The sequence below is a fragment of the Xanthomonas theicola genome (assembly GCF_014236795.1).
GTDB lineage: Bacteria > Pseudomonadota > Gammaproteobacteria > Xanthomonadales > Xanthomonadaceae > Xanthomonas_A > Xanthomonas_A theicola.
This window is the reverse complement of record NZ_CP049017.1, coordinates 1,885,493-1,905,496: the sequence shown is the minus strand read 5'-3', so window position 1 is coordinate 1,905,496 and position 20,004 is coordinate 1,885,493. Positions and strand designations below refer to the sequence as shown.

The following is a 20,004-nucleotide window of genomic DNA, read 5'->3' as shown; positions in this document are numbered from 1 at the left end:
ATCGTCGACTTCAATGCGGCAATACAGGCGGCGTTGGAGAGGGCGTTTTTGCCAGGTACTGGCGTATTGCATCGAACAGCTTCTGATTCGGCTGTTGCTCCTCCGTCGGGAGGCGCCGAATGAAGTCCTCGATGATCGCCGCGCCAGCAGGACCATTCGCTGCAGCAACAGCTTCGGCCAGATCGGCGATCGCGCGAGCGGTCGAAGCCATCACTTCGCCTACCAGCATTCCAACCGCCTGTTTCGCTCTTTCGTCCATGTCGCCCTCCTTGCGGGCTGCGCGTGTCGTAACCGCAGCGTACCGCAGGCCGGGCGGTGCCTTTCATCCCTGAGTTGATCGTTTCCATGGCAACGACGATGAATCCTCTGCTGGAGCAAGTAAATGACGCGCGAGTGTCAGATCCCCTCGGTCGAAAATCAGTACCGTGAACCGCGCTCGGCCGTGATCTGCCGGGTCACCACGGAGTGCATCCGCAACAGCGGGCATACCGACACAAGCTTTGCGCAGGCCGTTGCCGAGAGCTACATGCAGCGGGTGGCGCCAGCCGAGCGCGTGGTCCAGTTCCACGTCGGCACGGATCTGGCCAGCATCGACGTCGCGCACAAGCGCAATGCCAAGATCGTGGAGCGCTTACGCGACGGGACGGTCAAGCTGCCGGCGGACCTGGAAGAGGCCTGGGTCGCGGCGATGCCGCAGCCCTGGCGCGACGACTGCGAGCGTGAGCTGGCCAGACGCTACGGGTTCCTCGGCGCGCGCGCGCCCGAGATCGTCCCCAACGCCGGCGTGCTGCAGGTCGCCGGCCTCGCGCTCGAGGTCGGCCATACCCTGGAGGCGTTGGCGCAGGTGATGGCCGACGGCAAGGTGGACGCGTCCGACGTGCCTGCGTTGCTGCGGGCGCTGCGAGAGAGCAGGGACCTCGCAGCCGAACTGGAGACGCTGCAGGCCCGGATACACGCTGCCCTGCAAGAGCAGGGCGCGCGCGTCGTCAACATCGGAGCGCCGCGCTGATGGCCTCGAGCGGCGAAATCATCTTCGAGTGGGCAGTCGGCTTCGTAGACGAGTGCGCCGCCGCCGGAGTTGAGCTGCCGCCGCAGGTCACCCGCATGCTGCCCTATGTCGACGTGGTGCTGTGGGTGCGCCGACAGCGCAAGCCGCCGACCTGGCGCGAGATAGCTGATCGCTGGAATGTGTGCCGCGCAACGGCGTATCGCTGGAAGCGCGTGCTGCGAGCGAGTCCCGAGTGCCAGCAGGAGCTGGAAGCACATGCCTGGTATCAGGGCCTCAATCAGGGGCCGACGCGATGAGCGCAGGGGTGATCAAGTTGGGCCTCGGCATCCAGCTCGCGCTGGCGTTTCCGGTAACTATGCCGATAGGATTTCCTACCCTTGACTCTGCAATGGAGATGCTTCGTGCTCGAGAAATCAACCATCGTTCAGGTCCTTCGTGCCGCTCAGAAAGTCGGCTGCGAGCTGGTGGTAAACGTCGCTGCTCCTTGCGGCGGCGCTACATGCGTCGCAACCTCGGAGCAGATCGCCGGGAGCATCGTCGGCGAGTTGCATTTGCCATCGTCCCTTGTGGGGCTGACGCCCGGCGAGTATGCGGACTGGGTCGGACTGAATGGGCATGTGCAGTGCTGTTCGTCGACTGCGTCCGGGCGCCAGTGTCGGAACTGGGCAACGGGGTTGCCGATCACCGATGCCAAGCAGTGGAAAGCTTTCCGGGATACCCACCCTTACTGCCACGTGCACGGCGGGTAGCACACATCTCGGTTTTGTCGCATGCAGGTGACCAATGAGCGTCAAGGTCACCGGAATGGTGTTCGAGCGGTACAGTGTCGGTGGCGGCGAGATGCTCCTCGCCCTGGCGCTCGCAGATCATGCCCACGACGATGGGACGCACATTTTCCCCTCGATCGCGAGGCTGGCGGCCAAGACGAGGCAGTCGGAGCGTTCGGTGCAGTACCAACTGCGCCGCATGGAGGCGTCTGGCTGGCTGATCCTGGTGAACTCGGGGACGGGCGGCCGAAAGGGCGGCTACGTCGATGCTGGCCGAACACGCGAATATCGCATCAATCCCGAGTGGATGAAGGGTGCAGAAATTGCACCCATCGAGCCAATCGCAAAGGGTGCAGAAATTGCGCCCTTGGAGCGACCTTCAAAGGGTGCAATCGGCGACGCCCAAGGGTGCAAATTGGCGCGCCCAAGGGTGCAAAAAGAACCCTCTAAGGGTGCAAAGCTTTTGCACCCGAATCAAAAGCAACCAAAAGCAACCGTCATAGAACCACACAGCACTGGCGCGGATGCGCCGAGCGGCGGTGTGTGTGGAACCTCGGCCGGACGTCTGGCCGCCGCCCTCAACCGTGCCGCCCTGGCGACGGGCCGCACCAATCACCGCATCGCGAGCCAGAACCCCGAGCTGATCGCCGCGGCTGCCGAAGGCGTGAACGCCGAGCACTTGCTCGAACTCGCCGACATGTACCCCGACAAGCCAGCCGGCTACCTCATCGCCGCAGCTCGTCGTCAGCACTCCGCTATCGCACCTGCCACCACCACGGCCTCAGCCCATGCAACGACTCTTCGAGCAGGTCCCCAATCCCTCGCCGACCGCAGCGCCAACGACGTTGCCGCATACCAGTTCCGCCGACGAACTGAAGGCGACGCAGAGGCAGCTGGCAGCAATCGTGGCGACGGCGGAGACGACGACGCCATCGACGCCGAGTGGGAGGCCGTCTGACCGGCTCGTCGAGGGCCTGGCCGGCCTGTGGCAGGCCATGCTCGGGACATTCGGGCACGCCTGGTCGAGCCAGTACGGCATGAGCCCGATCAATTCCAAAACGGGGGAACTGAGCCAGGCCGGCAAGGCCTGGGCCGAAGCAGTGCAGGGGCTGACCGGCCGGCAGCTCGCCGCTGGCGTGCTAGCCGCCCAGCGTACGGGACACGAGTTCCCGCCAAACGCCGCACGCTTCCGCGTCATGGCGCTGGGCTTGCCGAGTCTGACCGAGGTTGAGCGGCAACTGGCGCCAGGCCAGAGTCGCAGCAGCTATGCCGTGCTGGTCTGGTCGCTCGTCGATGCGTACCGATACCGCAGCGCTGACGGCCGAGACCAACAACGCATGCTGCGCGCAGCCTTCGACGCCGCGATGCAACACATCCTGGCGGGCGGCAAGCTTCCCGCGACGGTAGCGGCTTCAATCGCGTATGAGCGGCCTACCGCGCCGGCCGTCGCCGATCCGGCGCGCGCACGCGAGGCCATGCTGCGCGCGGCAAGCGAGTTGGGTCTTGGCGTCGACGGAGCGGGCGCATGATCGCGGCCGAGGACCTCCGACGCTACCACGTGCAGCTGGCGCGGTACTGCCTGCAGCGTGCCGGCGAGTGCACCGCGGCCGACTTGCTCGAGCAGATGGGCGTGACGTCCATGCAGCGCCAGCATCCGCCGGAGTGCTTCACCAGCCTCAGCGTCGCCAGCGTCGCCGGGATCCTGCGACACCTGGATGGCCAGGGCCAGGTCCGGCGCTGCGAGAACCGCAGCAATCCGCGGCATGGCCGCATGGAGCCGATGTGGAGCGCCGCCGGCGAAGACGTCGTGGACGCGCCAGCGGCGCCGAGCGGCGGCACGGCGCCGCGGCCGGCCCAGGTAGCGGTCGCTGCCGCGCAGCGGCCGGCCGCCAGCGCGCCGCCACTGCTCGGCGGGCTGACCCAGGCACAGCGCCTGGCGCTGCTGCAGATCGAGTTCGAGGAGATGCAGGGCCGCATCAACAGCGAGTGGGAGGCTTTCCGCGGCCGCGCCGCGCGCGTGCTGGGCTTGCCTGCCGAGGTCCAGTCATGAGCAAGGGAAAGCGCGTGCTGCGCTACCGCGATGCGTCGGAGATGCCCGAGGGCATGCGCAAGCTGGTCGCCGCGGCAGCCCCCGGCCCGGGTTCCGCAGCACGGCCGTACACCCCGGGCGCGCTGGCGGCGCGCGCCGCGGCCAGCACCGCAGCCGCCGGCCTGGTCGCCCGCGGTCGGCCGCGCCACGTCGCCGACGAGATGAACAAGACCGAGGCCGCTTACGCTGCGGTGCTCGATCAGCGCATGGCGGCGGGCGAGATCCTGTGGTGGGTGTTCGAGTCGGTGAAGCTGCGCCTGGCGAAAGCCACGTTCCTGACCGTGGACTTCTTCCTGATGACCGCGGCCGGCGACTTGGAGGCGCATGAAGCCAAGGGGTACTGGGAAGAAGATGCCCGTATCAAGATCAAGGTCGCCGCGGCCATGTACCCGTTCCGGTTCGTGGCGGTACAGTGCGACGGTGCTGGCTGGAAGGTCGAGGTGTTCTCTTGAGCGCCCTGACCATCGCCGGCACCGAGATCGCCAGGGACTCGGCCGGCCGCTACTCGCTCAACGACCTGCACCGCGCCGCCGGCGGCCTGCCGCGGCACCGGCCGTCCCGCTGGGTCGAGAACCAGCAGACCCAGGCGCTGGCCGCGGCCGCCGCCAGCGAAGCCGGAATTCCGGCCTTGGTCTCGCAGCACGGCGGCGCCGCGCCGGGGACGTACGTGGCCGAGCCGCTGGTGATCGCCTACGCGGCCTGGATCAGCCCGCGGTTCCACCTGCAGGTGCTCAACACCTTCCTCGCCGCCCAGCGGCCGGCGCCGGCGCCGGCCCAGGATCCGCTGCAGCTGCTGGCCGACCCGGCGGCGCTGCGCCAGCTGCTGCTGGGCTACACGGAGAAGGTGCAGGCGCTGCAGGACCAGGTGCACCACCAGGCCCCCAAGATCCAGGCGCTGGACGCGCCGGCGGCCGGAACTGGTTGGCGTACCAGCCGCGCCTGCTGTCGGGCGTGCTCGTTCACAAGGCGGCCGTCGTGCGCGATCAGGACGGCGTGGAGCACGTGCGCGTCGAGCGAGGTGCGCTGTTCGTGGTCAGCCACTCTGGTGGAAAGGACTCCCAAGCCATGCTGATCAAGCTGCTGGAGCGCGTCCCGCCGGCCCACCTTCTCGTCGTCCACGCATCGCTCGGCGCATCCGAATGGCACGGCGCCCTCGAGCACGCGCAGGAGCAGGCCGAGGCCGCAGGCCTGCCGTTCCTCGTGGCGCGCGCCCGGAAATCGTTCCTCGACATGGTGGAGCACCGGTTCAAGGTGCGCCCCGGTCCCAACTCAAGCTGCGGGCCCTCGGCCGCGAACCGGCAATGCACGATGTTGCAGCCGAACAAGCGCAACACGATCCGCGGTCGCGAGTGGTGGGAGTGGCTTCCGATCCACGAGATGCCGACCGATGAGGTGTGGCACACGATCGCAGCCGCCGGCCAGGTACCGCATCCGGCGTACCTCGCTGGCAATCAGCGGCTGTCGTGCGTGTTCTGCATCCTGGCCAGCCCGCGGGATCTAGCCAACGGCGCGCGCCACCGGCCCGAGCTGTTCGAGCGCTACCGCGAGGTCGAGCAGCGCACCGGCTACACGATGCACCAATCGCGACGATCGCTCGCTGAGCTGGTCGAGCAAGGCCGCGCGGAGCTGCAGCGCGGAGGATTCGACTTGGACGAGCCGGCGTTCCTGGATGGCGCCGGCCGTACTCACCACGACACGGACTCCCAATCCCATGACTGATCCCTATCTTGAGTTCTTGGCGCGCAAGGTGCGCGTGGCGCCATCGCTGGGCTTCGAAGTGGCGCCGGAGGAGGTGAATCCGATCCTGATCCGGCACCAGCCCGACGCCGTGCGCTGGGCCTGCGCCGGCGGCCGCCGCGCGCTGTTCGAGCGCTTCGGCCTCGGCAAGAGCGTGCAGCAGCTGGAGATCTTGCGGCTGGCGCGCGCACACGCCGGCGGCGCTGTCGGCCTGGTGCTGCCGCTGGGCGTGAAACAGGAGTTCGCGCACGACGCGCGGCTGCTGGCAACCGGGGAGCATGACCGCGTCACCGATGCACAGCGCCGCGAGCTTCGGGAATGGCTCGAGCAGGATCCTCGGCGCGTCCAGGCGGTGCGTTTCATCCGCACGAGCGAGGAGATCGATCCGACGTTCGAGGGCATCCACCTGACGAACTACGAGAGCGTGCGCGACGGCAAGCTCGATCCGAACCTGTTCACCGCGGCCAGCCTCGACGAGGCGTCGGTGCTGCGCAGCTTCGGGTCGAAGACCTACCAACAGTTCCTGACCCTGTTCGACGACGTGCGGTATCGCTTCGTCGCCACCGCCACGCCCAGCCCGAACCGCTACAAAGAGCTGATCCACTACGCTGGGTTCCTCGGCGTTATGGACACCGGCCAGGCCCTCACTCGGTGGTTCAAGCGCGATAGCAGCAAGGCCGGCAACCTGCAGCTCTACCCGCACAAAGAGCGCGAGTTCTGGCTCTGGGTCGCGAGCTGGGCGCTGTTCCTGCAGCGGCCGTCCGACCTGGGCTACAGCGACGAAGGCTACGACCTGCCCGAAATCCGCGTGCACTACGTCGAGGTGCCGGTCGACCACGGCGGGGCCGGCGCCGAGCGGGACGGCCAGGGCAAGCTGTTCCGCGACGCGGCCATCGGCGTGCGCGACGCCGCGCGCGAGAAGCGGGACACCCTGGGCAGCCGCGTCGCCGCGGTCCAGCGGATCGTCGGGGAGCGGCCGTCGGAACACTGGCTGCTGTGGCACGACCTGGAGGTGGAGCGGCACGCCTTGCAGGAGGCCATCCCCGCCGCGGTCAGCATCTACGGGGACCAGGATCTGGAGGAGCGCGAGCAGGCGGTGATCGACTTCAGCGAAGGCCGGATCCCGATCCTCTCGGCGAAACCCGTCATCGCCGGCAGCGGCTGCAACTTCCAGCGGCACTGCCACCTGGCTGTCTATGCCGGCATCGGCTTCAAATTCAACGACTTCATTCAATCCATTCACCGCATCCAGCGGTTCCAGCAGGCGCACCCGGTCGAGGTGTGGATCGTCTACGCCGAGAGCGAGCGCGAGGTGCTGGCCAGCCTGAAGGCGAAGTGGACCCGACACGAGGAAATGGTGGAAAAGATGAGCGAGATCATCCGGGAATTCGGCCTCAGCGACGCGGCCATGGCGCAGGTGCTGACACGCTCGATCGGCGTCGAGCGCATCGAAGCGCGGGGCCAGGGCTGGCTCGTGGCGAACAACGACTGTGTGCTGGAGGCGCGCGGCATGGACGAAGACAGCGTCGACCTGGTGGTGACGTCGATTCCGTTCGCCAACCACTACGAGTACAGCCCCAGCTACAACGACCTCGGGCACACGGACAACAACAAGCACTTCTGGCAGCAGATGGATTTCCTGACGCCGGAGCTGCACCGGATCCTGAAGCCTGGGCGCATTGTCGCGGTTCACGTGAAGGACCGCATCCAGTTCGGCAACGTGACCGGCGCCGGCGTGCCCACCGCGAGCCCGTTTCACGCGGAGACGATCTTCCACTTCCGCGATCACGGTTTCGACTACATGGGCATGATCACCGTCGTGACCGACGTGGTGCGTGAGAACAACCAGACCTACCGGCTGGGCTGGTCCGAGCAGTGCAAGGACGGCACGAAGATGGGCGTCGGCTCGCCCGAGTACATCGTGCTGTTCCACAAGCCGCAGACGGATCGCAGCCGGGGCTACGCGGACACGCCGGTGCGCAAGGAAAAGGCGGACTACACCCGAGCACGTTGGCAGGTCGACGCGCATGCATTCTGGCGGTCCAGCGGCGAGCGCCATCTCACCGCCGACGAACTGGCGCAGTTGGGCCCGGACAAGCTCGCGAAGCTGTTCACCGAGTTCAGCTTGCGCGAGGTCTATGACTTCCACACGCACGTGCGCATCGGCCAGGAGCTCGAGGCACGTGGGGCGTTGCCGTCCAGCTTCATGTCGCTGGCGCCGGGCAGCCACCACCAGGACGTATGGCACGACGTCAACCGCATGCTGACGCTCAACGGCGACCAGACAAGGCGCGGCCTGGAGAACCACATCTGCCCGCTGCAGTTCGACATTGTGGATCGCCTAATCGAGCGGTTCAGCAACCCCGGCGAACTGGTGTTCGATCCGTTCGGCGGCCTGTTCACGGTTCCGTACCGCGCGCTGAAGCTGGGGCGCCAGGGCCGCGCATCCGAGTTAAGCACCGCTTACTTCATGGACGGCATCCGGTATCTCGAGGCCGCGGAGCGGGAGATGTCGATGCCCGGCCTGTTCGACACGCTGCCGGAGAGGTCGCGCGGCGGCTACGCGCTGGGGCGCCGAGCGACGCGGCTGCGCCCGCCGCTCGGACCGCCGCCCCAGGGAAAAAGCCGCTGAAGAAGCGCTCGGTGTGGGCGCGAGAAAAGGCGGCTGGCCTGCGCGAGCAGCTGGAGGGGATCAGGAACGAGCGCGTGATCGGCGATAAGGAGCTGCAGAGGAAGCAGCAAGCGATCCGCATCAACGAGGCCGAGATCGTCAAGTTTGAACGAATTGCCGCAGCAGCGGAAAGGAGAGGGGAATGATCATTCAATGATCATTCAATCGGAGCCGGCGCCGCTGCGCCTGGGGCGGCCGTCGGAGGAACACATGCGCCTGGCGTCGCTTGCGCGGCTGCTCGGCGGCTACCGGTACCGCTACGGCAGCGAGGTCCAGCTGCACGACGCGATGGCCAGCGTGCTGGAGTCGGCCGGGCTGACGTTCGAACGCGAGCTCCGGCTGGACGCGCGGAACCGGGTGGACTTCTGGCTCGACGGGATCGTGATCGAGGTGAAGGTCGGCGGCTCCCTAAGCGAAGCGCTGCACCAGGCTGACCGTTACGTCCATCTGCCGATGGTGACCGGCGTCCTGCTGGCGAGTACAGAGCGCTGGGGTGACACCTCGCTCAGGGAGCGGCCGGCGTGGAACGGCAAGCCCTTCCAGCTCGTGCGCCTGTCGAGGCAAGCGCTATGACCGCGACCACCTACGGTGAATTGAGGCTGGGCGGCGGGGACTGGCTGATCACCTGCGAGCCGCAGGTCCGCGCGCGGTTGAAGCGCGTCTTCCCGCGCGTGAAGCAGGGGGCGGCTACCCACATCTGCCTGAAGGCGACGCCGGAGAACAGCCGCGAGCTGCGCTGGTTCCTCGGGCGGTACCCGATGGAGGCAGCGGAATCGGTGCAGGCGCGGCTCGAGGACTTGGCCGAAGCGCACATCCACATGGAGACCAGCCTGGCGCAGCTGGCGGCCGGTCGCGGCCAGGTGCCGCCGTTCGAGCTGGCGAAGCCGCCGCGCGAGTACCAGCGCTACGCCGGCGCGCAGGTAACGATCCGCGGTGGCCTGCTGCTCGCAGATGATCTGGGCCTCGGCAAAACGGTGACGGGCATGTGCCCGATGGCGGTCGCAGAGAACCTGCCGGCGGTGGTCGTCTACCCGGCCGCGCTGCCGAACCACTGGCCGGAGAAGCTGGCCGAGTTCGTGCCCAACCTGCGCGTGCATCACATCCGCAGCGGCCGGCCTTACCCGCTGGTACGCCAGCCGCGGCAGCGCATCCCGGACCTGTGGGACACGCTCCCGGAGGTGATCCTGGTCAGCTACCACAAGTTGCGCGGTTGGGCGGAGACCCTGGGCGAGTTGGTGCAGTATGTGGTATTCGAGGAATGCCAGCAGCTGCGCAGCCCGGGCACCGAGATCCATAATGCCTGCCGGTACCTGGCGCGGCGCGCGCGGCTGCGCATGGGCCTGACGGCGACTCCGATCTACAACTACGGCGCCGAGTTCTACCACGTGGTGGACCCGCTCATCCCGGATTGCCTCGGGAGCTACGAGGAGTTCCTGCGCGAGTGGTGCATTGCCGCGCCGGGAGGCAAGTCGAGGCTGTCCGACGCCGAGCAGTTCGGGGCATACCTGCGCCGCGAGGGCATCATGCTCCGCCGGACACGCAAAGAGGTCGGCCGCGAGCTGCCGGCGCTGTCCAAGATCGCGCACGAGATCGAATCCGACGCCAAGGTGCTGGCCGCGATCAGCGGCGACGCCATGGCGCTGGCCCGCACGATTCTGCGCGCTAACGAGCGGTACCGCGGCGAGCGCATGCAGGCGGCCGGCGAGTTCGACCGGCTCGTCCGCCAGGCCACCGGCATCGCCAAGGCACCCTACGTCGCCGAGTTCGTCCGGCTGCTGCTGGAGAGCGGCCAGCAGGTACTGCTATTCGGGTGGCACCGGGACGTCTATGCCATCTGGCGCGACAAGCTCGCCGCGTACAACCCGGTCATGTACACCGGCAGCGAGTCGCCGGCCCAGAAGCAAGCGTCCAAGGACGCGTTTGTGTCCGGGCAGAGCCGCCTCATGTTGATCAGCCTGCGCGCTGGCGCCGGCATCGATGGGCTGCAACACGTCTGCAGTACAGTGGTGTTCGGCGAGCTGGACTGGTCGCCGGGCGTCCACGAGCAGTGCATCGGCCGCGTTCACCGGGATGGCCAGGCGGAGCCCGTGCAGGCCTTCTTCTTGATCAGCGACGAGGGGAGCGACCCCATCGTGTCCGACGTACTGGGCGTGAAGCGCGAGCAGATCGAGGGCGTGCGGAACCCGGGCGAGCACCTGGTGGAGCGTCGCGACACCGGCGAGAACCAGATGCGGCAGCTGGCCGCGCAGTTTCTGCGCCAGGCCGGCCAGCCAGTCCCCAGCACGACGACCGTCACGGCTATCTGCGAGACCACCTGAATGGAGACGAGCAACAGGAGCCTCGCGGCGTGCGGCGAATGCGGCAGCGACCGAGTGACGTTGCTGCGGACCGATCGCGGCGACCGCGCGCAGGCGCGTTGCAGGGACTGCGGCGCTTTCGGTCCGGAGTGCACCGGGGCGCACGCCCTGGACGCGGCGGAGTGCGCGTGGAATCGCCGGCCGCCGGCTCGGCGCGTGCCCAGGCCGGCAGCGGCCGCGCCCCTGCTGCCCGCGCGCGCGCCCCGCGGCGGTGAGGCTTGGAGCGACGAGCGGGATCCGCTGGAGCTGATGGCGCGCCTGTTGGTGGGCGGCGTGTACCGCGTGCCGGTGGCAGGCCGCAGCACGGTTGCCACGCTCGGCAGCGGCGACATCGCCGCCGCGGTGGCATACATGCGCGACCCGGTGGAGAAGGCCACCGCGCTGGCCGTGGCCACGCGTGCGGATGCGGCGGCGATCGGGCGGCTGGCCGCGCTGGCCTATCGGCTGGTGTATCGGCAGATCCGGGCTCAGCGCCCGCGCCCCCTGGTGCTTTCCGACCCGGCGGACCGGTGGCGGCTGCGCCTGGTGATCTACGACGCGGCATACGAGATGGTGTGGCCCGAGCGCCGGCGGCCGTACTCGGAGCTCGCGCGGGCGGCCAAGATGCGCAAGGTGCTGTACATGCAGACGCACAAATGTGCCACGGCCGCGCTGCAGGCAGCGCTTAACACCGGGCGCCGCGAATTTCGGTCGAGGCTGTTTGCACCGTAACTACGGAGCGGGCGCGCCGCCGGCTTGGCGCTGCTCCGCCGCCTTCTTCATGCGCACCTGCATGGCATGGGGTGTCTTCCGCCCTTCGCGGGAACGAGCGAGGGCGGTGGTTTGCGCACGCCGCGTCGCCTCGTAGGCATCCTCGAAGCCCGCTCGTAGTTCGTTCAGACGGGTATAGGCCGCCTCTTTGCTCATGCTGAAGATCAGCAGGGCTGAATCGACGGCTACAAGCGTGGCTGCAAGCATGTCCGCGACAGCTTCGGATAGCGCCGGCGTGAGCGAGGTGTTGGACTCTAGCATCCGCTCGAGGCGCTCCGATCGCACTTTCGGGGCCAGGGCGCTCAGGAACGCGAGGGTCGCCTTAATGTCGAAAACAAGCACGGCATCCCATTCGTCCTGTGTCTTGTCCGCTCGCGCGTAGAGGCGGTTCTTCATGACGGCAAGATGGGCGAGGATCCGAATCGTCTCCGTGTACACGAGCTGCGCCGCAAGACGGCCGTCTGCTTTCACTTTGCGGCGCTTTTCGCGCCGGTCGACCAGCCAGATAATCAGGGCGATTAGGGATAGTCTGATCAACGCGGTCGGAGGATGAGGCAAGCCATATCGACCACGCCCACGGCGCTCAGACCCTCGGTTTTTCGCCGTTTCCGGCGCATTTCCGGGGTATTTCCCGGATTACAGGCACACCCTCCCCACGACAGGCAGCAACTGCTTTCGCTTCAGCCACAGGTTCGACAGCGCAAACAGCGTCAGCACTTGCGCCGTGTTCTTCGCCAGGCCGCGATAGCGCACCTTGACGTAGCCAAACTGGCGCTTGATCACCCGGAACGGATGCTCCACCTTCGCCCTCAGGCTGGCCTTGGCGTGCTCCCAGCGCTGTGCCCACTTCAATTCGCGCTTGCTCTTGATCTGCTTCAGCTTCGAGGGCTTCTCCGCGATCAGATAGCGCAGCTTGCGCTTGCTCGCCATCTCCTCGCGCTTGGCCAGCCCGGTGTAGCCGCTGTCGCCGCATACCGTGTCTTCCTTGCCGTGCAGCAGCTTGTGCGCCTGGGTGATATCTGCGGCGTTGGCCGCCGTGCATTCCAAGTGGTGCACCAGCCCGGACTCATCGTCCACGCCGATGTGCGCTTTCATCCCGAAGTAGTACTGATTGCCCTTCTTGGTCTGGTGCATTTCCGGGTCGCGCTCGCCGTTCTTGTTCTTGGTCGAGCTGGGCGCGGCAATGATCGTGGCGTCCACGATGGTGCCGCCGCGCAGGCTCTGGCCCTTGCGCGATAGGTGCGCGTTGACCCGGTTGAACAGCGTGCGCGCCAGATCGTGCGTCTCCAGCAACCGGCGGAAGTTGAGGATCGTGGTCTCGTCCGGCACCTCATCCAACCCGCCGATCCTGGCGAAACGGCGCATCGACGCCGTGTCGTACAAGGCTTCTTCCGCGCCCGGGTCGCTCAGTGCGTACCACTGCTGCAGAAAGTGGATGCGCAGCATTGTCTCCAGCGGGTACGGCTGACGGCCCGGATGGCCCGACTTCGGATAGTGCGGCGCGATCAGCGCCAGCAGGTCTTTCCACGGCACCACCTGATCCATCTCGGCCAGCAACCTTTCGCGCCGCGTCTGCTTGCGCTTGCCGTTGTACTCCGCGTCGCCGAAAGACAATTGCATCGTCGTTGTCCTGTTGGGCTTTGTACGATTGTCGCAGGATCAGAGGGAGTTGTTCAGACCATCCTTAGCGCCGCTGCACTGGTCCCGACGGCAGAGATGGCGTCCCAGCTGAGCTTGGCGTTCGTGCAGATCCAGAGCATCGTTCGTCCTTACATGAATTGAACGCGACGCGGCAGGGGCCGCGCACGCCTACCTATGCCGCCTTCACCGGTTCGACGCTCAGGCGCACGCCGACCGCGGCCAGTACCCGCTGCACGGTGTCGAACCGAGGCTGCGTGCCCGGCTTCAGCGCCTTGTACAGGCTCTCGCGACCCAGGCCAGCAGCTTCGGCAATCTGGGACATGCCGCGCGCGCGCGCTACGGTCTGCAGCGCCTCTTGGAAGTGCGCGACGTCGTCGGCGGCGAGCGCCTGGGTCAGATACGTGGCAAGCGCCTCGTCGTCGGTGAGGTATTCGGCCGGGTCGAACGGGATGGTTTTGGTCTTGGACATGGGGTTCTCGATTTGCCGTGTTGTCGCTGGTCCGATTTACTGGGCTACCTTGCTACTCGGTTGTGGTGCCGCCGCTGGCTCAGAGACCTGCGGCCAAGGCCTGCGCCTTCTTGATGTCCCGCGGCTGGCTGGCCTTGTCGCCGCCGCAGAGCAGGATGACCAGCTTGCCGCCGCGCCGGGTGAAGTACACCCGGTAACCCGGGCCGAAATCGATCCGCAGCTCGCTGACGCCGCCGCTGACGGACTTCACATCGCCCGGCAGGCCATTGGCGACGCGCTGGATGCGCTCGACGATCACCGCGCGCGCCTTCGAGTCGCTCAGCTTGCGAATCCACTTGCTGAAGTCTTCGGTCTGGGTGATCGTCGCCATGCGTCGATTGTATCCTATGGGATACAAGTTGCAACGGGGGCGGCAGCCGGCAGGGTTGCGCCGCGGCCTGCCGCAGTTTCCTCATGAGGAACAATTTTTCCTCATGAGGAACCTCAGTTGCCTCGGGAACCAGAACTAGGGCTAAATCCCTACCGTGGGCGCAGGTGTGCATGAGCGCCGAAACAAGTTGGTCGGCGGCTTCGTCGTTCTACGGCCGGTAGTCACGGCCACCACTCAAGCCTGCATCCGGCCGTCGGGAGACCGCCGCAGGCAGTCGCGCGAGAGGTCCCTTGGCGGGGAGCGGCGGTGGTGGGTCGTGCCGGCCACCTATTCGAGGCAACTATGGAACTGACCGCGAAGAAGCTGCAGCTGGCCCTGGCCTGCTCGCCGGCGACGGCCGAGCGCTGGGTGGAGGCGCTCGGCGAGGCCTGCAGCGTCTACGGCATCGAGTTCCTGCCGCGCACGGCCGCCTACCTCGCCCAGATCGGGCACGAGTCGGAAGGGCTGGAGAAGCTGGCCGAGCGCCTGAGCTACAGCCCGCAGCGGTTGCGGGAGGTGTGCCAGGCCGCGCGCGCAGGATCGCGGTGGCGATCGCTGTTGCCGCGCGTCGACGAGCTGGCGCGCAACCCTGTCGGGCTGGGCAACGCCGTCTACGGCGGGCGCATGGGCAACGGCCCCGAAGTCAGCGGCGACGGCTACCGCTACCGCGCGCGTGGGCCTATCGGGATCACCGGTCGGGGCAACATGGCTGCCGTCACGCAGTTGCTGGGCAAGAAGCTCGGGGATGTGCCGAACTTCGTGCGGGAGCCGGAGCTGCTGGAAACGCCGAAGTGGGGCGCGTTCAGCGCCGCAGCGCTCTGGAGCGACTGGGGGCTGAACACCTTGGCCGACGCGGGCAACGACTTGGCGATCAGCCGGCGCATCAACCTGGGCGACGCGAAGTCGACGGTGACGCCGAACGGCTGGAGCGACCGCCACGCGCGCTACATTCGCGCGCTTCGGGTGCTGGCCTGACATGGGCCGCATCTCGCTCGCGCAGCTGACCGCGGCGGTTCCCGTTGTCGCCGGCGTCGTCGCTATGGCGGACAACTGGCCGTCCGTGAAACTGTTCTTGGCCGACGTCGGCGCCTACATGTCTAAGCCGCTGGCGGAAGCCATGTGGCAGAGCCTGGTGGTGAGCGTCGGCGTCGGCCTGGTGCTGCCGCACCTGCCACAGCAGATCGGGATGCGCGCGGTGTGGTCCGCGGACAAGACCAAGGCGCGGATCCGGTTCTGGAGCTGCTTGCTCGCGATCGCCATCTGCTGGGCGAGGGTGCCGACGCCCCGCGGGTTCTGGTACGCGCTCATCTGCGGCTTCGCGGCGATGGGCCTGTGGACGACGGCCGCGGGCTGGCTCTACCGCATCTGGCCCTGGGCCAGGCCGGAATCGCTGAAGCCCAACGAGCCGCCGGCGGCCGGGACGGGGACGGAATGATGCCGGACCTGGACGACGCCGCGCTTGCCACCTCCGAGAAGGTCGCATGCGAGAGGGCGGTCGAGCTGCTCAAGGAGTGCTGGCCGATGCGACCGCTGCCCGGGCGCGACGGCAACCGCGTGCTGCGACACGGCTATGGCCGGCCGATCGAGGTGCGACCGCAGAGTCGCAAGGTCGCCGCGGCCGCGCTGTTGGACGACGTGGAGTGGTCGCAGGGCGTGCTGCGCGGCCGGGTGTTCGAGCTGCTGGCGGTGCACCCGGAAGCGCAGCCGAAGCTGCCGTACATCTACGCGCTGGCCGACATCTTGGGCCCGGAGCGCATGCGCGACTGGGGCGAGCTGTGGGCGGTGATCCGCAAGGGCGACTGGGAGGCCGCCGTCGCGGAACTGCTGGTCTGCAACTGGGACACGGTCTACGGGGCCAGCGCCAACGATCGGCGCGCGGTCGTGAAGCTGGTGCTGGGCCTCGAGCGGGCCGAGACCGAATGAGCGATCGCTGGGACCGCGGCCTGCCGCCGGCGGGCGATCCGCCGGGGTGGCTCATCGCCGCGCTGTGCGTGGGCCTGCTCGCGGTCCTGGCGGCGGGCATCTACATCAACGTGAGGGGCTGAGCATGCTGTCGATCGCCCCCTGCACGCTGCGCCAGGCCAAGGCGTACGTCGCCGAGCACCACCGCCACCATCGCGCGCCGCAAGGCGGTCTGTTCGCGCTGGCGGCGATGTCTGGCGACCGGCTCTGCGGCGTGGCGATCGTCGGCCGGCCCGTGGCGCGCGCCCTCGATGATGGCCGCACCGCGGAAGTCACGCGGCTGTGCACCGACGGCACGCGCAATGCCTGCTCGGCGCTGTACGGCCGCGCGCGCAGGGCAGCCATGGCGTTGGGCTACACCAAGGTCTTGACCTACACGCTGCCGGATGAGGGCGGGGCAAGCCTCCGCGGCGCCGGCTGGAAGCCGGTGGCCACAACGCGTGGCGGATCGTGGGACACGCCGTCCAGGCGCCGAGCAGACAACCACCCCTTGCAGAGCAAGATTCGTTGGGAGGCAGCATGAACCGGATCCTGATCACCATCGTCGGGCTCGTTGTCTGGACGGCGCTCGCGTTCTGGGCCGGCCGCGAGTGGCGCGACCGCAGCGCGGACGTGGACACCGCCACCATAGCCACGGCAGCCGCCCAGGGTGAGGCCACTGCCCAGGCCAGCGCCCGCGAGATCGAGCACAAGCAGGCCGACACCATGGCCGACATCGGAGTGAAGCATGAAGAAGACCGCACCGCGGCCCAGGCCGTCCCTGCTGCTGTTGTTGCTGGCGTGCGTGACGGCAGCCTCCAGCTGCGCGACGACCTCGCCACCTGCAGCACCAGCCTACTGTCCCAAGGCGTCGCCGGCGCCGTCGAACGTGATGCGCACGCCCAACTACGAGCAGAGGTTGCGGGAGCTGTTGTTCAAGTCGGGCGAGACGCCGACGACCAAGTCCACGCCGCCCAAGCCGTGATCGCGGCAGATCGTGCGTCACCGACCCAGGAGCATCAATGAGACCGCGCGGTCCGTGCGTTGGCCAACTCGTGATGTACACGCTCAACGCCATAGATGCGCAGCAGATCAACGCGCGGCGGCGCAGTGCGGCCCAACTGCAAGAGGCGATCCTCGCTGACGCATGGCCCGTAGGTGCGCAGGCGCACATGGGCAACGCTGTGGCCGCTGGTGATCGGTTCGGTGCGGTGGTGGTGAGGGTGGGCGAAGGCAGCATCATCAACCTACAGGTGATGCTCGACGGGACGGACACGCATTGGGCGCGGGCAGCACGGCGAGGTGGACGCTCGGAGCATGGGAGCTGGCAGCCGATGCCGCGGTGCGTGTTCCACGGCCGTGGAACATGGATCTGCCGTGAAGCTGAACGGCGAAGCTGAACGAAAGTGCGAGTTCATGAAGCTGAACGAATGGCGGGGGCCCCTGGGTTATCCACAGGCCACCGGGGGGAATTCGGACCCCGGTCATCGACAGTTTTTCGGCCCTCCAGATGCTCCACCACAGCGGGCGTGATTTGCGCGCATCTCCGGGGAAAACCCGCAATCGGACACTGAGCGAGCAGTACATCAGGTAGGACATGGCTGACACCCTGAACTTCTCGCCGGGCTGGTCCATCGCCAGGCTGGCGGATGAGTTCGGGATGGACCGCCGCACGGCGGCGAAGCGCTTGCGCGAGGCGGGCGTTCCGCCCAGCGGGAAGCGTGGCGCGAACGACGTCTATCGGCTGGCCGACGCGGCGGCGGCGCTGGTTGACCGGTTTGCTGCTGCTGGCGGGGAAGGTAGCGTGGTCGATCCGCGCGACCTGCCGCCGATGGAACGCCGGGCGTTCTACCAGTCCGAGAACGAGCGGCTGAAAGTCGAGACGACGACTGGTTTGCTCGTGCCGGCCGCTGAAGTTGAGTCGGACTACGCGGAGTTGGTGAAGAAGGTCGTCCAGTTCTTCGACACCCTGCCCGACGTGCTGGAGCGGAAGGCCGGGTTGACGCCGGATCAGGTCATCAAGGTCCAAGAACAGTGCGACCGAGTGCGCCAGTCGATGTACGAAGCGATGACCGAAGATGCAGTACGCGACAGCGCGTGAGGTGCGGCTCGGCGTAGCCGAGATGATTCGCCCGCCGCGTCGCATCGCAGTCAGCACTGGCGCGAAGCATCTGCACATCGCGAATGCGAGCGGCGCCGCCGGTCCCTGGGACCCGGCGGTGGCGCCGTACATGGTCGAGCCGCTGGATCTGACCGGCAGCCGGCTCTACGAGGCGGTGGTGTTCGTCGGTCCCGCGCGGTCGGGCAAGACGATTGCGCTGATCGATGGGCGGTTGGCCTACACGATCACCTGCAATCAGGCCGACACGATGATCGTGCATATGTCCAAGGACATGGCCGAGGACTACAGCAAGACGCGTATCTCGCGCGGCATCGCTGCCAGTCCGGAACTGCGGCGGCGGCTGAGCCCTCGGTCGCATGACGACAACATCCTGCTGAAGTTCTTCCGGTCCGGCATGTCGCTGCGGTTTGGGTGGCCCTCTGTGTCGGTACTGTCGGGCAAGGACATCCACGACGTGCTGATGACCGACGTCGACAACTACACCGGCGACCTCTCGATCGACGAGGCGTTCGGCCTGGCGCTGAAGCGGACGCAGACGTTCATGTCGGCGGGCATCTGCGTTGCAGAGTCCAGCCCGGCGAGCGACTACGCAGACGGCAACTGGCGGCCGGCGCACCCGCATCACGGCCCACCGGCGCCGGGCATCGCCGCGCTCTACATGCGCGGCGATCGGCGCCGCTGGTACTGGCCGTGCCCCAGCTGCAGCGAACGGTTCCAGGCCGCGCCGGGCTACGAAGGCTTCGCGCTGCCGCCGCTCGCGGAATTGCTGGAGCGAGTCGTGGTAGACGACATCCAGGCGATGGCGCGGCGCTACTCGCTGCTGCATTGCCCGCACTGCGGCGACGGGCTGCAGCATCGCTGGAAGGAGCAGATGAACGCCGCCGCGCGCTGGGTCGGCGAAGGGCAGGTGATCTACCCCGACGGCACCATCGAGGGCGATTCGCTCGACACGCGCATCGCGAGCTACTGGCTGGGCGGCGTGGCCGCGGCATACCAGTCCTGGGAGTCGCTGGTCGAACGACTGCTGCAGGCGCTGCGCACGTTCGCTACGACCGGCGAGGAGAAGCCGCTGAAGTCGACGTACAACGTCGACGGGGCGATCAACTACGTGCCGATGGCGGCGCGCTCGTCCAGCGACCCGAACGAGTTGCGCGAGCGCGCCGAGGACTGGCCGGTCGGCAGTGTGCCGGCCGGGGTGCGGCTCCTCCTCGCGACGGTCGACGTCCAGGGCAACCGGTTCGTGGTGCTGGTGCTGGGGTTCGGCTTCAGCGATGAGGGCCACCTCGAGCGTTGGGTGATCGATTCGTTCACCCTGAGGACGTCGAAGCGCGAGGACGGCAGCGGCGGTTTCCTGCCGCTGGATCCGCCGGGCTACATCGAGGACTGGGAGCGCCTGGTCGAAAAGGTCATTGCGAGGCGCTACCCGCTCAACGACGAAACGGGCCGGTCGATGCCGGTGCGTGCGGTCGGCATCGACTGGGGCGGCAAGGCAGGCACCTCCGTGCGTGCGCTGGAGTTCTGGCGATCGCTCAAGCCGCGCGGCTTGGCCGCGCGTGTCCGACTGGTGAAGGGCGACCCGCGGACCGGCGGTCCCTTGATCCAAGAGACCTACCCGGACAGCCGCAAGCGAAAGGACCGAAAGTCCGGATCGGCCGGCGACGTACCGCAGCTGCTCATCAACTCCAACCGGATCAAGGACACGGTCGACGCTAACGTGAAGCGTGCCGAGCCGGGGCCTGGGTTCTACCACTTCCCGTCCTGGCTTCCCGAGACCTACTACGCGGAGCTGACCGCGGAGACTCGCACGGCGCGGGGCTGGGAAAACATGGCAGGCCGGCGCAATGAAATCTTCGACCTCACCGGCTACGCCGAAGGCCTGGCCTTGTGGCTGAAGGTGCCCGCGATCCGCCGGGAAGCACCGCCGGCCTGGGCCGCGGAGTGGGATCGCAACCCGGAAGTGGTCGTGGGCGGCGTCGCGGAAGTCCCGCGACTACGCGCGCCGCGCCGCCGGGTCGTACGCAGCAAATATCTAGGACGCTGAG

The 20,004-nt window shown here is 67.6% G+C and carries 28 protein-coding genes; 23 read left to right on the top strand and 5 right to left on the bottom strand.

The features are described from left to right. Positions 1 to 10: 10 nt before the first annotated feature. Complete coding sequence (locus G4Q83_RS08725) at positions 11 to 259, bottom strand: hypothetical protein (RefSeq protein WP_128418717.1); 249 nt, start codon at positions 257 to 259, stop codon at positions 11 to 13. A 123-nt stretch (positions 260 to 382) separates the two neighbouring features. On the opposite strand from G4Q83_RS08725, the gene G4Q83_RS08720 reads away from it, so the two are divergent. From G4Q83_RS08720 to G4Q83_RS08655, 14 genes are all read left to right on the top strand, one after another. Beyond that, positions 383 to 1,009, top strand: a complete 627-nt coding sequence (locus G4Q83_RS08720) for a hypothetical protein (protein WP_185817383.1) — start codon at positions 383 to 385, stop codon at positions 1,007 to 1,009. Further along, complete coding sequence (locus G4Q83_RS08715) at positions 1,009 to 1,305, top strand: hypothetical protein (RefSeq protein WP_128418719.1); 297 nt, start codon at positions 1,009 to 1,011, stop codon at positions 1,303 to 1,305. The genes G4Q83_RS08720 and G4Q83_RS08715 overlap by 1 nt, the downstream gene beginning before the upstream one ends. Positions 1,306 to 1,410: 105 nt before the next feature. Further along, a complete protein-coding gene (locus G4Q83_RS08710; protein WP_128418720.1) occupies positions 1,411 to 1,758 on the top strand; it encodes a hypothetical protein in 348 nt (115 codons plus the stop codon). A gap of 34 nt (positions 1,759 to 1,792) precedes the next feature. Further along, positions 1,793 to 2,734 (top strand): helix-turn-helix domain-containing protein, encoded by a 942-nt coding sequence (locus tag G4Q83_RS08705; protein ID WP_128418721.1) that lies wholly within the window; start codon positions 1,793 to 1,795, stop codon positions 2,732 to 2,734. After that, positions 2,622 to 3,305 carry a hypothetical protein gene (locus G4Q83_RS08700; RefSeq protein WP_185817382.1) on the top strand — a complete coding sequence of 228 codons (684 nt, stop codon included), beginning with the start codon at positions 2,622 to 2,624 and terminating at the stop codon, positions 3,303 to 3,305. The genes G4Q83_RS08705 and G4Q83_RS08700 overlap by 113 nt, the downstream gene beginning before the upstream one ends. Then, complete coding sequence (locus G4Q83_RS08695) at positions 3,302 to 3,826, top strand: hypothetical protein (protein ID WP_128418723.1); 525 nt, start codon at positions 3,302 to 3,304, stop codon at positions 3,824 to 3,826. The genes G4Q83_RS08700 and G4Q83_RS08695 overlap by 4 nt, the downstream gene beginning before the upstream one ends. Continuing rightward, on the top strand, positions 3,823 to 4,317 hold the full coding sequence (locus G4Q83_RS23235) for a hypothetical protein (protein ID WP_246432328.1): 495 nt from the start codon (positions 3,823 to 3,825) through the stop codon (positions 4,315 to 4,317). Before G4Q83_RS08695 ends, G4Q83_RS23235 begins: the two co-directional genes overlap by 4 nt. After that, positions 4,314 to 4,937: a KilA-N domain-containing protein gene (locus tag G4Q83_RS08685; protein ID WP_128418724.1), complete on the top strand. Its 624-nt coding sequence runs from the start codon at positions 4,314 to 4,316 to the stop codon at positions 4,935 to 4,937. The genes G4Q83_RS23235 and G4Q83_RS08685 overlap by 4 nt, the downstream gene beginning before the upstream one ends. Beyond that, a complete protein-coding gene (locus G4Q83_RS08680) occupies positions 4,931 to 5,584 on the top strand; it encodes a hypothetical protein (RefSeq protein ID WP_246432327.1) in 654 nt (217 codons plus the stop codon). The genes G4Q83_RS08685 and G4Q83_RS08680 overlap by 7 nt, the downstream gene beginning before the upstream one ends. Further along, positions 5,577 to 8,234, top strand: a complete 2,658-nt coding sequence (locus tag G4Q83_RS08675) for a DNA methyltransferase (RefSeq protein WP_128418725.1) — start codon at positions 5,577 to 5,579, stop codon at positions 8,232 to 8,234. The genes G4Q83_RS08680 and G4Q83_RS08675 overlap by 8 nt, the downstream gene beginning before the upstream one ends. An 11-nt stretch (positions 8,235 to 8,245) precedes the next feature. Continuing rightward, positions 8,246 to 8,419 (top strand): hypothetical protein, encoded by a 174-nt coding sequence (locus G4Q83_RS08670; protein WP_158254954.1) that lies wholly within the window; start codon positions 8,246 to 8,248, stop codon positions 8,417 to 8,419. Positions 8,420 to 8,426: 7 nt separating this feature from the next. Further along, complete coding sequence (locus G4Q83_RS08665; protein ID WP_128418726.1) at positions 8,427 to 8,846, top strand: hypothetical protein; 420 nt, start codon at positions 8,427 to 8,429, stop codon at positions 8,844 to 8,846. Beyond that, on the top strand, positions 8,843 to 10,591 hold the full coding sequence (locus tag G4Q83_RS08660) for an SNF2-related protein (protein ID WP_128418727.1): 1,749 nt from the start codon (positions 8,843 to 8,845) through the stop codon (positions 10,589 to 10,591). The genes G4Q83_RS08665 and G4Q83_RS08660 overlap by 4 nt, the downstream gene beginning before the upstream one ends. After that, positions 10,592 to 11,341: a hypothetical protein gene (locus G4Q83_RS08655; protein WP_128418728.1), complete on the top strand. Its 750-nt coding sequence runs from the start codon at positions 10,592 to 10,594 to the stop codon at positions 11,339 to 11,341. On the opposite strand, the gene G4Q83_RS08650 is transcribed toward G4Q83_RS08655, so the two are convergent. The 4 genes from G4Q83_RS08650 to G4Q83_RS08635 form a co-directional block, all read right to left on the bottom strand. Then, positions 11,342 to 11,917, bottom strand: a complete 576-nt coding sequence (locus tag G4Q83_RS08650; protein WP_128418729.1) for a hypothetical protein — start codon at positions 11,915 to 11,917, stop codon at positions 11,342 to 11,344. Between the two features lie 99 nt (positions 11,918 to 12,016). After that, positions 12,017 to 13,000 carry an IS5 family transposase gene (locus tag G4Q83_RS08645; protein ID WP_185817191.1) on the bottom strand — a complete coding sequence of 328 codons (984 nt, stop codon included), beginning with the start codon at positions 12,998 to 13,000 and terminating at the stop codon, positions 12,017 to 12,019. A 193-nt stretch (positions 13,001 to 13,193) separates the two neighbouring features. After that, complete coding sequence (locus G4Q83_RS08640; protein ID WP_128420728.1) at positions 13,194 to 13,490, bottom strand: addiction module antidote protein; 297 nt, start codon at positions 13,488 to 13,490, stop codon at positions 13,194 to 13,196. Between the two features lie 79 nt (positions 13,491 to 13,569). Next, on the bottom strand, positions 13,570 to 13,860 hold the full coding sequence (locus G4Q83_RS08635) for a type II toxin-antitoxin system RelE/ParE family toxin (RefSeq protein ID WP_128420727.1): 291 nt from the start codon (positions 13,858 to 13,860) through the stop codon (positions 13,570 to 13,572). Between the two features lie 342 nt (positions 13,861 to 14,202). On the opposite strand from G4Q83_RS08635, the gene G4Q83_RS08630 reads away from it, so the two are divergent. The 9 genes from G4Q83_RS08630 (at position 14,203) to G4Q83_RS08595 (ending at position 20,003) form a co-directional block, all read left to right on the top strand. Next, a complete protein-coding gene (locus G4Q83_RS08630; protein WP_128420726.1) occupies positions 14,203 to 14,874 on the top strand; it encodes a glycoside hydrolase family 19 protein in 672 nt (223 codons plus the stop codon). Position 14,875: 1 nt separating this feature from the next. After that, positions 14,876 to 15,334, top strand: coding sequence for a hypothetical protein (locus G4Q83_RS08625; protein WP_128420725.1), 459 nt, complete (start codon positions 14,876 to 14,878; stop codon positions 15,332 to 15,334). Beyond that, positions 15,331 to 15,822, top strand: coding sequence for a hypothetical protein (locus G4Q83_RS08620; protein WP_128420724.1), 492 nt, complete (start codon positions 15,331 to 15,333; stop codon positions 15,820 to 15,822). Before G4Q83_RS08625 ends, G4Q83_RS08620 begins: the two co-directional genes overlap by 4 nt. Next, positions 15,819 to 15,944 carry a hypothetical protein gene (locus tag G4Q83_RS24070; RefSeq protein WP_281401996.1) on the top strand — a complete coding sequence of 42 codons (126 nt, stop codon included), beginning with the start codon at positions 15,819 to 15,821 and terminating at the stop codon, positions 15,942 to 15,944. Before G4Q83_RS08620 ends, G4Q83_RS24070 begins: the two co-directional genes overlap by 4 nt. A 2-nt stretch (positions 15,945 to 15,946) precedes the next feature. Next, positions 15,947 to 16,384 carry an XF1762 family protein gene (locus G4Q83_RS08615; protein ID WP_128420723.1) on the top strand — a complete coding sequence of 146 codons (438 nt, stop codon included), beginning with the start codon at positions 15,947 to 15,949 and terminating at the stop codon, positions 16,382 to 16,384. Then, a complete protein-coding gene (locus tag G4Q83_RS08610; RefSeq protein WP_158255036.1) occupies positions 16,381 to 16,866 on the top strand; it encodes a hypothetical protein in 486 nt (161 codons plus the stop codon). The genes G4Q83_RS08615 and G4Q83_RS08610 overlap by 4 nt, the downstream gene beginning before the upstream one ends. A 32-nt stretch (positions 16,867 to 16,898) precedes the next feature. Next, a complete protein-coding gene (locus tag G4Q83_RS08605) occupies positions 16,899 to 17,240 on the top strand; it encodes a hypothetical protein (protein ID WP_185817381.1) in 342 nt (113 codons plus the stop codon). Positions 17,241 to 17,437: 197 nt separating this feature from the next. Further along, entirely contained in the window at positions 17,438 to 17,941 is a 504-nt protein-coding gene (locus G4Q83_RS08600; protein ID WP_128420721.1) for a DUF1441 family protein, read from the top strand. Continuing rightward, positions 17,919 to 20,003 (top strand): phage terminase large subunit family protein, encoded by a 2,085-nt coding sequence (locus G4Q83_RS08595; RefSeq protein WP_128420720.1) that lies wholly within the window; start codon positions 17,919 to 17,921, stop codon positions 20,001 to 20,003. Before G4Q83_RS08600 ends, G4Q83_RS08595 begins: the two co-directional genes overlap by 23 nt. Position 20,004 lies beyond the last annotated feature (1 nt).

What these genes read in the sequence shown, in the direction of transcription:
- G4Q83_RS08725 (WP_128418717.1), bottom strand. Translation starts at nt 259, where the DNA reads ATGGACGAAAGAGCGAAACAGGCGGTTGGAATGCTGGTAGGCGAAGTG.
- G4Q83_RS08720 (WP_185817383.1), top strand. Translation starts at nt 383, where the DNA reads ATGACGCGCGAGTGTCAGATCCCCTCGGTCGAAAATCAGTACCGTGAA.
- G4Q83_RS08715 (WP_128418719.1), top strand. Translation starts at nt 1,009, where the DNA reads ATGGCCTCGAGCGGCGAAATCATCTTCGAGTGGGCAGTCGGCTTCGTA.
- G4Q83_RS08705 (WP_128418721.1), top strand. Translation starts at nt 1,793, where the DNA reads ATGAGCGTCAAGGTCACCGGAATGGTGTTCGAGCGGTACAGTGTCGGT.
- G4Q83_RS08695 (WP_128418723.1), top strand. Translation starts at nt 3,302, where the DNA reads ATGATCGCGGCCGAGGACCTCCGACGCTACCACGTGCAGCTGGCGCGG.
- G4Q83_RS23235 (WP_246432328.1), top strand. Translation starts at nt 3,823, where the DNA reads ATGAGCAAGGGAAAGCGCGTGCTGCGCTACCGCGATGCGTCGGAGATG.
- G4Q83_RS08680 (WP_246432327.1), top strand. Translation starts at nt 4,931, where the DNA reads ATGCTGATCAAGCTGCTGGAGCGCGTCCCGCCGGCCCACCTTCTCGTC.
- G4Q83_RS08675 (WP_128418725.1), top strand. Translation starts at nt 5,577, where the DNA reads ATGACTGATCCCTATCTTGAGTTCTTGGCGCGCAAGGTGCGCGTGGCG.
- G4Q83_RS08665 (WP_128418726.1), top strand. Translation starts at nt 8,427, where the DNA reads ATGATCATTCAATCGGAGCCGGCGCCGCTGCGCCTGGGGCGGCCGTCG.
- G4Q83_RS08660 (WP_128418727.1), top strand. Translation starts at nt 8,843, where the DNA reads ATGACCGCGACCACCTACGGTGAATTGAGGCTGGGCGGCGGGGACTGG.
- G4Q83_RS08655 (WP_128418728.1), top strand. Translation starts at nt 10,592, where the DNA reads ATGGAGACGAGCAACAGGAGCCTCGCGGCGTGCGGCGAATGCGGCAGC.
- G4Q83_RS08645 (WP_185817191.1), bottom strand. Translation starts at nt 13,000, where the DNA reads ATGCAATTGTCTTTCGGCGACGCGGAGTACAACGGCAAGCGCAAGCAG.
- G4Q83_RS08640 (WP_128420728.1), bottom strand. Translation starts at nt 13,490, where the DNA reads ATGTCCAAGACCAAAACCATCCCGTTCGACCCGGCCGAATACCTCACC.
- G4Q83_RS08635 (WP_128420727.1), bottom strand. Translation starts at nt 13,860, where the DNA reads ATGGCGACGATCACCCAGACCGAAGACTTCAGCAAGTGGATTCGCAAG.
- G4Q83_RS08630 (WP_128420726.1), top strand. Translation starts at nt 14,203, where the DNA reads ATGGAACTGACCGCGAAGAAGCTGCAGCTGGCCCTGGCCTGCTCGCCG.
- G4Q83_RS08625 (WP_128420725.1), top strand. Translation starts at nt 14,876, where the DNA reads ATGGGCCGCATCTCGCTCGCGCAGCTGACCGCGGCGGTTCCCGTTGTC.
- G4Q83_RS08620 (WP_128420724.1), top strand. Translation starts at nt 15,331, where the DNA reads ATGATGCCGGACCTGGACGACGCCGCGCTTGCCACCTCCGAGAAGGTC.
- G4Q83_RS24070 (WP_281401996.1), top strand. Translation starts at nt 15,819, where the DNA reads ATGAGCGATCGCTGGGACCGCGGCCTGCCGCCGGCGGGCGATCCGCCG.
- G4Q83_RS08615 (WP_128420723.1), top strand. Translation starts at nt 15,947, where the DNA reads ATGCTGTCGATCGCCCCCTGCACGCTGCGCCAGGCCAAGGCGTACGTC.
- G4Q83_RS08610 (WP_158255036.1), top strand. Translation starts at nt 16,381, where the DNA reads ATGAACCGGATCCTGATCACCATCGTCGGGCTCGTTGTCTGGACGGCG.
- G4Q83_RS08605 (WP_185817381.1), top strand. Translation starts at nt 16,899, where the DNA reads ATGTACACGCTCAACGCCATAGATGCGCAGCAGATCAACGCGCGGCGG.
- G4Q83_RS08600 (WP_128420721.1), top strand. Translation starts at nt 17,438, where the DNA reads ATGGCTGACACCCTGAACTTCTCGCCGGGCTGGTCCATCGCCAGGCTG.
- G4Q83_RS08595 (WP_128420720.1), top strand. Translation starts at nt 17,919, where the DNA reads ATGCAGTACGCGACAGCGCGTGAGGTGCGGCTCGGCGTAGCCGAGATG.